The 8,739-nt window shown below is 41.2% G+C and carries 23 protein-coding genes; all 23 read left to right on the forward strand.

Annotation, left to right across the window (positions count from 1 at the left end; all coding sequences use genetic code 4):
* Positions 1 to 32: 32 nt before the first annotated feature.
* Complete coding sequence (locus MAGTDC_RS02395; protein WP_146656888.1) at positions 33 to 425, forward strand: hypothetical protein; 393 nt, start codon at positions 33 to 35, stop codon at positions 423 to 425.
* Entirely contained in the window at positions 364 to 792 is a 429-nt protein-coding gene (locus tag MAGTDC_RS02400; protein WP_146656889.1) for a hypothetical protein, read from the forward strand. The genes MAGTDC_RS02395 and MAGTDC_RS02400 overlap by 62 nt, the downstream gene beginning before the upstream one ends.
* Entirely contained in the window at positions 762 to 1,016 is a 255-nt protein-coding gene (locus MAGTDC_RS02405; protein ID WP_146656890.1) for a hypothetical protein, read from the forward strand. The genes MAGTDC_RS02400 and MAGTDC_RS02405 overlap by 31 nt, the downstream gene beginning before the upstream one ends.
* 10 nt (positions 1,017 to 1,026) lie before the next feature.
* Positions 1,027 to 1,206, forward strand: coding sequence for a hypothetical protein (locus tag MAGTDC_RS02410; RefSeq protein ID WP_278046939.1), 180 nt, complete (start codon positions 1,027 to 1,029; stop codon positions 1,204 to 1,206).
* A gap of 165 nt (positions 1,207 to 1,371) precedes the next feature.
* The gene (locus MAGTDC_RS04730) at positions 1,372 to 1,602 is read left to right on the forward strand and encodes a hypothetical protein (protein WP_192573106.1); all 231 of its coding nucleotides are present in this window, start codon (positions 1,372 to 1,374) and stop codon (positions 1,600 to 1,602) included.
* A 98-nt stretch (positions 1,603 to 1,700) separates the two neighbouring features.
* Complete coding sequence (locus MAGTDC_RS04735; protein ID WP_192573107.1) at positions 1,701 to 1,871, forward strand: hypothetical protein; 171 nt, start codon at positions 1,701 to 1,703, stop codon at positions 1,869 to 1,871.
* 32 nt (positions 1,872 to 1,903) lie between these two features.
* Positions 1,904 to 2,173 carry a hypothetical protein gene (locus MAGTDC_RS02420; RefSeq protein WP_146656893.1) on the forward strand — a complete coding sequence of 90 codons (270 nt, stop codon included), beginning with the start codon at positions 1,904 to 1,906 and terminating at the stop codon, positions 2,171 to 2,173.
* Positions 2,110 to 2,457: a hypothetical protein gene (locus MAGTDC_RS02425; protein ID WP_146656894.1), complete on the forward strand. Its 348-nt coding sequence runs from the start codon at positions 2,110 to 2,112 to the stop codon at positions 2,455 to 2,457. The genes MAGTDC_RS02420 and MAGTDC_RS02425 overlap by 64 nt, the downstream gene beginning before the upstream one ends.
* 504 nt (positions 2,458 to 2,961) lie before the next feature.
* On the forward strand, positions 2,962 to 3,474 hold the full coding sequence (locus tag MAGTDC_RS02430; protein ID WP_192573108.1) for a hypothetical protein: 513 nt from the start codon (positions 2,962 to 2,964) through the stop codon (positions 3,472 to 3,474).
* Positions 3,475 to 3,535: 61 nt separating this feature from the next.
* On the forward strand, positions 3,536 to 3,673 hold the full coding sequence (locus MAGTDC_RS04740; protein ID WP_192573109.1) for a hypothetical protein: 138 nt from the start codon (positions 3,536 to 3,538) through the stop codon (positions 3,671 to 3,673).
* A gap of 65 nt (positions 3,674 to 3,738) precedes the next feature.
* A complete protein-coding gene (locus MAGTDC_RS05595) occupies positions 3,739 to 3,870 on the forward strand; it encodes a hypothetical protein (protein WP_278046940.1) in 132 nt (43 codons plus the stop codon).
* Between the two features lie 620 nt (positions 3,871 to 4,490).
* The gene (locus MAGTDC_RS04745; RefSeq protein ID WP_278046941.1) at positions 4,491 to 4,631 is read left to right on the forward strand and encodes a hypothetical protein; all 141 of its coding nucleotides are present in this window, start codon (positions 4,491 to 4,493) and stop codon (positions 4,629 to 4,631) included.
* Entirely contained in the window at positions 4,616 to 4,765 is a 150-nt protein-coding gene (locus tag MAGTDC_RS05600) for a hypothetical protein (RefSeq protein ID WP_278046942.1), read from the forward strand. The genes MAGTDC_RS04745 and MAGTDC_RS05600 overlap by 16 nt, the downstream gene beginning before the upstream one ends.
* Complete coding sequence (locus MAGTDC_RS04750) at positions 4,758 to 4,904, forward strand: hypothetical protein (RefSeq protein WP_192573111.1); 147 nt, start codon at positions 4,758 to 4,760, stop codon at positions 4,902 to 4,904. Before MAGTDC_RS05600 ends, MAGTDC_RS04750 begins: the two co-directional genes overlap by 8 nt.
* Positions 4,905 to 4,927: 23 nt before the next feature.
* Positions 4,928 to 5,110 (forward strand): hypothetical protein, encoded by a 183-nt coding sequence (locus MAGTDC_RS02435; RefSeq protein WP_146656896.1) that lies wholly within the window; start codon positions 4,928 to 4,930, stop codon positions 5,108 to 5,110.
* A gap of 137 nt (positions 5,111 to 5,247) precedes the next feature.
* Positions 5,248 to 5,373, forward strand: coding sequence for a hypothetical protein (locus tag MAGTDC_RS05605; RefSeq protein ID WP_278046936.1), 126 nt, complete (start codon positions 5,248 to 5,250; stop codon positions 5,371 to 5,373).
* A gap of 853 nt (positions 5,374 to 6,226) precedes the next feature.
* Complete coding sequence (locus MAGTDC_RS04755) at positions 6,227 to 6,361, forward strand: hypothetical protein (protein ID WP_278046937.1); 135 nt, start codon at positions 6,227 to 6,229, stop codon at positions 6,359 to 6,361.
* Positions 6,362 to 6,635: 274 nt separating this feature from the next.
* Positions 6,636 to 6,833, forward strand: coding sequence for a hypothetical protein (locus tag MAGTDC_RS02445; RefSeq protein ID WP_146656880.1), 198 nt, complete (start codon positions 6,636 to 6,638; stop codon positions 6,831 to 6,833).
* Positions 6,834 to 6,848: 15 nt separating this feature from the next.
* Entirely contained in the window at positions 6,849 to 6,989 is a 141-nt protein-coding gene (locus MAGTDC_RS04760) for a hypothetical protein (RefSeq protein ID WP_192573101.1), read from the forward strand.
* A gap of 358 nt (positions 6,990 to 7,347) precedes the next feature.
* Positions 7,348 to 7,728, forward strand: a complete 381-nt coding sequence (locus tag MAGTDC_RS02450) for a hypothetical protein (RefSeq protein ID WP_192573102.1) — start codon at positions 7,348 to 7,350, stop codon at positions 7,726 to 7,728.
* Positions 7,706 to 7,906: a hypothetical protein gene (locus MAGTDC_RS02455; RefSeq protein ID WP_146656882.1), complete on the forward strand. Its 201-nt coding sequence runs from the start codon at positions 7,706 to 7,708 to the stop codon at positions 7,904 to 7,906. Before MAGTDC_RS02450 ends, MAGTDC_RS02455 begins: the two co-directional genes overlap by 23 nt.
* A 194-nt stretch (positions 7,907 to 8,100) precedes the next feature.
* Complete coding sequence (locus tag MAGTDC_RS04765) at positions 8,101 to 8,319, forward strand: hypothetical protein (RefSeq protein WP_192573103.1); 219 nt, start codon at positions 8,101 to 8,103, stop codon at positions 8,317 to 8,319.
* 250 nt (positions 8,320 to 8,569) lie between these two features.
* Positions 8,570 to 8,734 carry a hypothetical protein gene (locus MAGTDC_RS05610; protein ID WP_278046938.1) on the forward strand — a complete coding sequence of 55 codons (165 nt, stop codon included), beginning with the start codon at positions 8,570 to 8,572 and terminating at the stop codon, positions 8,732 to 8,734.
* Positions 8,735 to 8,739: the final 5 nt, after the last annotated feature.

The raw sequence follows: 8,739 nt of genomic DNA on the forward strand, positions 1-8,739 counted from the left end.
TAGACGGAGTTTGAGGTTGAAGGTTTAGATCGATGGCAGTTCGGATGGGACCATCAGGTCAAGTTCCTCATCTGGTGTTACACCCTTCGTGGAGGGTGATCATCGGGGTTTGGGTTGTCGGTTTCTGAGGATGGAACGTTGGAAACGGGATGTTTCGGGTTTTCGTTGGCAACAGGGATGGGATGTTGGACGTTGGGATTAAGATGTGTTGGGAGGTTGAGGAGATTGGATCCTTGAATCGGTTGAGATGTCGATGGTGGTCCATCGATGTAGGTTCGATTGGGTTCGTTGGAGGTTGGTCAGAACGTTGGCATTTGGACGATGCCATGGAGGTTTGAGGTTGTGTTTACTTGTTGGTAGAGGTTGGTAGGGGTTGGGATCGATGGTGTTGGGGTATGTGGTCCCATGAATGGAGGTTGAGATAATTGGTTGAGGGTTTGAACTGATGGTTTTATTCAAGAATGTTTGGGGTGTGGGTGTTGTGAGCCAACGTTTGGTTATGTTGATAGGAGCCAGATAGGGTGGGGATGAGTTTGTTTTGGTTGATGGGAGGATAGTGATGGATTCGGAGAGATGTTGTGGTATATTATTAGGGATGGGGTGCTATGAGGGGGTTGACGGATGGGATGATGGTCGGTTGGGGTTGAACATCGATGATGGTCTTTGGACTATGAGATTTCGATGTGTTTATGGTTGTTGTTGTTTTTGATTAAACATGGAATAGTCAATATCAAGTTAATAGTGTACAACAGAGGCCTCAGATGAGGGCTAGGATTAGGTTTAATCTCTTAGTGAGGTGGTTGTTTCCGAACCTTGAACATGTTAGTTTATTTAGTTTTTCTATCCATGATGTTAGGATGGTTTTGGTTGAGTTAATTAAGCTTATGAGTTCTAGACTTCCGGAGTCTAAATGTTTGAGGATTAATGACTTGAGATCAGTAGTGAGGTTGGTTTGTTTTGTCATTTTTATGTTGTGGTTGGTATGTGTTGTGATGTATGGGAAAGGTCTATGCTAACGGGGGATGGTTGTTAATATCGGGGTTAATGGGGATTGTGTGATGGAGTTGTTATGATTTGGTTAAGAGAAGTATGGGGATGAAATATAGGATGTTAGATGTTGGGGTAGGGGGATGGATTGGGTTAATTGTTCATGGGTGTTGGTGTTGTTTTATGGTAATAGGGATCACTTTGTTGGGGTGGGGTTAATCGGGAAGTAATTGGTGTAAGTTTGTTGAGGTTGGGGATTTGGGAGGATATCTTTGGATATTTGTTGGGAGATGTAGATGTTTGTTGGATTATTTGGTGTTTGGGATGGGACTTATGATGGTGGGTTGTTTGGTTATATTTTGTTCATTTTGTTGAGATAATTAGTTGTTTGGAGGTTGATTGGGTTCGGTTGATGAGGTTTTTGTTCACTATCATGGAGGTAGTTGGCATGGGTTTCGTGTTGTTTATCTTTGGTTTGTTGGGGATGGTGGTGAAATGTTGTGGATGTTGTTAGAAAGGGGTTGTTTAGAGTTCGGATGTTACGGTGTTGACTTCTTGATGTTTGGTTATGTCTATTGTATATCGGGTAGGTTAATTGAGTTTAATGATGGGTAGTTCGGAGGTTGAGTGTTTGTTGAGAGGGTTAGAAGGAGGTTGGATGTTGTTGTAGATGTTTAATAGGAGGATGGATGAGTATAGGGTTGTAGTAGGGATTGTTGGAGGGTGTGTTGGGATGTTTGATGGAGGGAGAGTGGGTTGTTTGGGTTTGAAATGGAAGGGGATTAGGTTGGGATAGAGATATGGAAGGATGGAGAATTATGATAAGAGGTTGGAGTCATCTATGTTGGGTGGTTGGAGTTTGTTTTGGATGTTGGTATTTCTAGATAGGATTAGGTAATAGGAGAGTGATTGTAGGATGGAGAGAGAACAGGTTTGGTTATGAGAGGAGGAGATGGGATTAGATGGGATTGAGTTGGGAGGAGGATGTTTGGGATGGAAGAGAGTTGTTAGGTTGGTTGAAACAACATGGATGGAGATGGTTTGGGCTTCATTGAGGAAGCCAGTTGATGATGAGTTTGTGGATTGGGAGAGGGTTAATGTGTTTGGGGGATGGTTTGTTTGTTGGAGGCAACGGGTAGATGGGAAGGTTGGGGATGGAGTTGAGGTTGGTTCTTGGTCGTTTTAGGGTGAGGGTGGTTCAGAGGGGATGAGGGTAATCCTCAGGGGGGATCGGGTTGTTTGGTTTGTTTCGGATGTTGGTGGATGGTAATCTTCTGGATTTGTTGGGATTTTGGAGTTAACATAGACAGTTGTTTTGTTGTAAGGATTTGGATTGATAGATGGGATGCTGATGCTATGGGTGGATGGGGATGGGATCTTGTTGGATCGGTGTGTGTAGATCAGGGAGGTGGGTATGAGTTTTGTTTGAAGGAACATGTGGGTGTTTGGTTTATGAGAGGGATGTTGTAGATGTTTGGGGGTTGATAGGAGGGTTTATAAGTACAACATGAATAACCAAGGTAGGATTTTAATAAGTTTGTAATAGAGAGGTTGGAGGGTATATGTCCACGATGTTGTTGTATACCTCTTGGTAGTTAATGTTAAGTGTGGGGAGGTTTCAGTTGGTTAGAGATATGGGTCGGTAGGTTTCTATGGTAGTGATGAGGGTTGGGATGGGGTTGTCTCGTAGGGTGTTGCTGTGTTGGGATGTCGATGTGAGGTGTGGGTGTTGGTTAGGTCTTGTTTTACTGATGTAGGTTGTTGGATTTGTGTTTGGTAGTATGTGTTGGAGATGTTAATGCGGTTGGTTAGGGATGGAAATCGTGTTCTGTGGGTTTATCGAATGGTATTCTTGGGAGTTTTAATGGAATGGCTGTTGAACTAATGATTACGGGTTGTTTTTGGTAGTAACAACAGGATTATGTTCTTGTTTGATTTGTTTGAGAGTTTGGTAGTTCTGATGGTAAGATCCGTTTGAGGAGGACCATGGTGTGTTGGTTTGGCGTTGGTGGGTGTTGGAAGTTGGGAATAGAGGTATTTGTTTTGGGTGTAGTAATTAGGCTGCAAGGCAGCATGGATGTTGGACGTTTGAAGATGTCGGGATTGGAGATGTCTGAGGTGTTTGAAGGTTGGAGAAGAGGTGGTTGGAGGTTGGAAGGGTGGGAACAGGAGAAGGTCATGAGGAGGGTTGTTTGGGAGAAATGGTTCAAGGTCGGATTGGATGTTGGAGATTGGTTGGTGTTGGATCTAGAGGTTGGAGGTTGTTGGCTTGGCCGTTTGGATTGGTTAGGGAAGAGGTGGGTATCTCGTTTAGAAGAGATGGGAGGTTGATGGGTGTTAGGTTTGGATCGTGTAGGTCTGTCCTTCTTAGGGAAGGAGGGATTAATCAGTTTGATTTACAACAGGTTGACTGGGTTGGGAGTGTTTAAATGAGATGGGAGTAAGTTGTTGGTGGAGGTTATGGATGTTGGGAGGTTTGATGCTTAGTATGATGAGATGTTTAGATGGGTAAGATGGTTGTTGGAGTTGGTAGGTAATTGATTGATGGATGGAGGGGTGGTTTGGTGTTGGTTGTTGGGAACAAGGAGGTTGGTTGGGGATTAAGTGGGTTGATTTAAGTGGAGGTTTGGGTTATAACCATGATGTTGGGATGGGTGTTTGGGGAGATGTTCATGGATGGGGGTAAAATGTTCGGATGGTGTGATGTGTAGATGGATGTTTGTTTGAGGGTGTTGGGTTTAGTTAAGTTGAATGTGTAATTGGTATGTGGGTTGAGATTGGGAGGTAAAGATGGGGTTGTGGGATGGGGTAATGAGGTTCGATGGTGGGGATGTTTGGATGTTTGGATGTTGAGAGGTTAAGAGGATGGAATTGAGAGGGTAGTTAAGAGGTCTGTGAGGAGGGATTTGGGTGATGTTTACTTGATGATGAGGGGTGTTCGGGGGTTGGGGTGTTGTTGTTAGTTTTGTTGGGTTTAGATTGGGTTGTGTGGGGTTTTAGATGAAGTTGGATTTGAAAGGTTTTAGTTGGTAATGTTTGAAAGGTTGGATGGTTTGGAGGATCGGTGTTTGAGAGAGGTTTAGGGGTCATAGGAACTCTGTTAGAGGGTTAGGCTTTGTTGGATTGGGTTGAGGAGGTTGGTGTCGGAGTTAATACTTTATATATGGGATTGTTTATCTTTTAATTGGGGATGGGATTCGAACGTTGTGGTGGTTAGTGTTTTAATCCAATACATAGAATATAACATTATGTTTATTATAGTTATTAGGTTGGGGGTTGGTTTTTGTGTTTGATGGGATGTTGTTTATCAGTTTGTTGGGTGGTGGGTGTTGGTTCGGAAGATGTTGTGGGATGGAGGATAGAGGGTATGAATTTGAGTAGGTAGAATTCTAGGTCTGGTTGGGATGTGGCTTGGGAGGAACAACATGCACATTTATGATGTTGGATGGAGGTTTGGGGATTTGGAGGTATGATCTGTTTCAGTAAGATCTCCAGATCGTTAGATGGTGTGTTTGGGTAGAGAAGTTATAGTCATTTCTCTAAGACTTAGATTGGTTGGTTTGATTGGAGGTTGGAGTAATGGGTTGGATGTTTTTTTGTTGGAGGTAGATGATGGATTTTTGTTGGGTTGTTTTCTTTGGTAATCAGATGTGATTGGTTGTTGGATGTTTCGATGTCGATGTGGTGGTTGTCGGATGCGGGAGGTGGGTGTTGTTATGGTTGGGGAGGTTACAATGGGATAATGGAGGTGGGAATGATTACGTTGATGTTTGGTTAGTAATGTGAGATGTTTAACAACAGGTAGGTACTGATTAGGTTTGGTGTTCGTTTGAGGAGGTGGAATGTGTTGTGTTTTTGACAGGATGTTGGGGATGGTAACCTATAAGAGGTTTGATGTGTTGTTGGGTTTCGTTTAGTACTTCGATCAGATCTTCTTGGGTTGGAGGTTAGGATGTGTTTCATGGAGATGTTGGTTTTTTTGGGAGTTGGTTTGATGTTGGTGGGGTTGAATCATGTGATGGAGAACACCATTGGACTTGTGTCTGGGATCGGATATAGATTGGTGGTTTGGGATAAAGTGACAACAGGATGTTGGACGTTGTTGTTTGGTTGATGGTTTTAGTATTAGCATAATAGCTTTGATGTATGAATTTAGGTTCATGATGGTAATTTCAATATAGATTTTGTTGGTTAGATGTGTTATATCGGCAACTACGTTGTAGTAATGGTTAGGATCTTGAGAGGTTTTAAGTGATAAGGTTGTTGGAGATTTTGTTGTTAAGTTTTAAGTCTAAGGAAGTTATAACCACTATCAGGATCTTGGGTTGTTTAATGTGTTGGGGTTGGGATGTTGGTTTGTTAGATGATTATCTTGTGATAACATAAACAACATGTTAGTTCATGGATTGATGTGAGGAGTGGTTGTTTGGACTAGCGATCGATTGATTACGTGGGAATTTATCCAACGTTTAGTTGATTGACTACAACTATAGGAATGTTGGTAGTTTATGTAGGTGTATTTGTTGTTATTGGTTAGTAACATGTCAACATCCGATGACAACATGGTATCTTATATCTGTTTCTTGTGGTAAAAGTAGTTGGTTGAAGTTGTAAGGGGATTGGTGGGTGTTGTTAATGTTATTGTTTAATATTTGATTGATGGTTTCAGGTATGTTGGGTTTAATATCGGGGATTGTTGTTCGGTTTGGATTTCTTTGATAAGGTTGAGGTGAATTATTAAAGATGTTGTTGTGGTTGGGGTTTTCTTGTTAATTGCTTGAATATGTTGGTTATTTGTGGTATGTTTTTGTTGTTGAATTCCAACGTTCAGGTTGGTTTAGTTTTGTTCTGGTAATTCATGGGTATAAGGTCTAGAGTTTTGATTGATTGTATTAAGACTACTGTTGGGTTTGTGTTTAATTCTTAGAGAGAGGTTAGGTGGTTGGATGTTGATGTTGCTATCACTCTGATGTTATCGATATGAGTTCGAAATATTTGTTATAGATATTAGAGTTCATGTTGGTTTGGTCAAGTCTTTGATGTATTCGGAAGTTAGGATGTTGTTAAGAATTGGTTTAGTATATTGTGGGTAAAACGTTTGGATGTTGTTTTTGTTGGTTTGTTTGTTTGGGGTATGGTATTGGATAGAGATGGGTTGGTTGGGATTTGATGTTAATCTATTGAACATGTGGTGTTTTGTTTAATACTTGAATTATGTTAAGCTTATTAGATGAAGAGGTTGAGTTGATTTTGGTTTATACTGAAGTGTTTTGGTGGTTGGATTGGTTTCAGTTTTGGAATTGGTTGTCTTGGGTGTTGGTTTAGTGTTATCGATTGGGAGGATGGTTTAGATCTTAAAGATCATAGTGATTAGTAGTTTCGGGGACTACTATTTGATGATATCTTGGTTGGTTATTTAATCCATGTTTGGGTTAATGTCTTGGGATGTTTGGTTCGGTCATGAAACCATGGGAATAACTTGTTAGTTTGGTGTTACTGGATCTGGGATGTGTGGTTGTTGGGGTGGTCTTAACCAGTTGGTGGGGTTGGGAGTGGAGGTTGTTATTTTGTTTGGGTAGGTGTTAATTGGGGTTTGTGATATCGGGTAGGGATCGTTGTTTCAGATGTGTGGGTTTTAAGGTTCATCGATGTACTTGTTTGATGGTTTCGATACCGAAGATACAGATAAGGATCTTGTTGTTGTGATGGTGTGGGATGAGTCACTAACGTGTGGTATGAATCGTTGAAGTTGTTATGAGGGTGGAGGTTGGTTGGAGATTGGGTTTTATGGGGTTGTATGTGGGTTTGGTTGTTTGGATGGGGTTTATTTAAGTATTAGTTTATAAGCTAGTTGTTGGGATGTGGGGTGGCATGTGTTTGATGAGGAGAGTTGATGTGGTTGGATGAAAGGAGATAGAGATATGAGTGGTGGAGAGTTATTCGATTGGATAAATGTGTTGTTTGGAGTGGGATGTGTGTGTTGTGATCGAGATGGATGTTAAGTTGGTTGATATGGAGATATGGGTGTGGGTAGGATATGGATGGTTGGATGGGGGTTGTTATTAATTTTATGAATATGTGTTTGAATGGATGTGGTTGGGGATTTCATTGAAATGAATAGATATGTGTTAATATGTTAGCTAGTATGATTTAGGAGATTTGGGTTGTTGGTTTTGTTTGGATTGGGGTGGTTTTAATAGTTTTATTGGTTGGTTGTTGGGTTGTTTGGGTCAAAGGTTGTGGTGTTTCGGATCACAAGTTAAGTAGATCGTTTTGTTTAGGTTGCTTAGGTATTTGTTGATGTAGTGGTCTCTATTAAGTATTAAGTTTGAAGTTGTTTTGTTTAACAAATACATGAGGATGTTGAGAGTGTTAGGTTGGAGAGGTCAAATGAGATTGATTTCGAAGAGGAGTTGGTTTTTATCTGGTAGGAATACGAAGTTTATTTTGTTCATTATTGCTTTGCTTGATGGGGGTAAATGTAGTCTTTTGATTAGGTGTTTGGCTATGGGACATTCGAGTGGACTTAAGTTGTGGACGGTTGTTTTGATGTTAAAACCAAGGTTTGTTAGCATGAGTTTGTTAAATCCGATTGTTAATTTTGTTGTATCGGGTTTGATGATGGTTAGATCTTTGATTGTTTTGGAGGTTTGTGATGTGGATTTCGGTGTTCATGTTATGATTTTTTGGTTAGAGTTTGATCCTATAGGTTTAATAGATGGTCGGAGGTTGTTGTTGTAGGGTATTGACAACATTGGTCTTGATTCCATTCAACCGACACTGACGAATGTTCTGAGGAACTTTACAGTCTCGAAGCTTGGATGGATGTGACCAACCATGAGGATGTTTGAACAGGAATTTATTAGAGAATAACAACATGGAGGTGTTTCGTCGAATTCTAAGCATGGTGAATGGTTAAGTATTATCTCTGAAGGTTTTTCTCTTCCTAATTCTGAAAGACATAGGGTTGTTGCATGTGGATGTTGTCAGGATGGCATTTGAGCTTTTATAATTCATGGACCTATTAGTGCATAACATTCATCGATTTGGTAATTCACTCCATCAATTATGAATTGTTTTAGGTTTATTCCCATTAGATATTTCAGAACCGAGATGGTTTGATGTTTTATTCCTGTTTGCTTGTTTTTGTTTGTTTGTTGGTTGGTGGTATTCATGGTTGTTTGGTTAGGTAATTGTTTGGAATTGCACGATGTTGGCATTGAATGTTTTGTTGATGCCGGGAGGTTGGGGCATCGGGAAGATGGAGAAAAGTGGTTGTTGTCGGTTGGTTTAGTCTTAAACAAGATAGTGGTTGTGTTTGGTGGAGGTTAGAAGTATAACAGATAGTAGATCTGGATGGAGGATCGTGTTTGATGGGTGTTATTTGGTTTGGAACAGGTTGTAAGAGGAATAGTGAAGGATAGGTTTGCTTAGGTGTTGAGATAAGCAGGGGTATTGGTGGGATTAAAGATGTTAGATGGGTGTTGGGTTGGAGTTTTGATATCAAATGTTGGACGTTGGGGCCCTGGAGGGGGCATTGATGTTTCCGATTGGAACATGGACAGCTTGTATCGGCTAGAGGTTGGTGGTTCGGAGGTTGTTAGGTTGCCATTGGGTTGGAGGTTACCAGCTCGCTGGCATGCGAGCGATGTCATGAGAGGTTGGGCTCGCATTTGCTCGCTGGGGTAGACTTGGGAGATTGGCTTGGAGCCAATGTTGTTGGAACCGCCATGCGGCCTACAAGTAGAGACC

The sequence above is a fragment of the Candidatus Hodgkinia cicadicola genome (genome assembly GCF_002774925.1).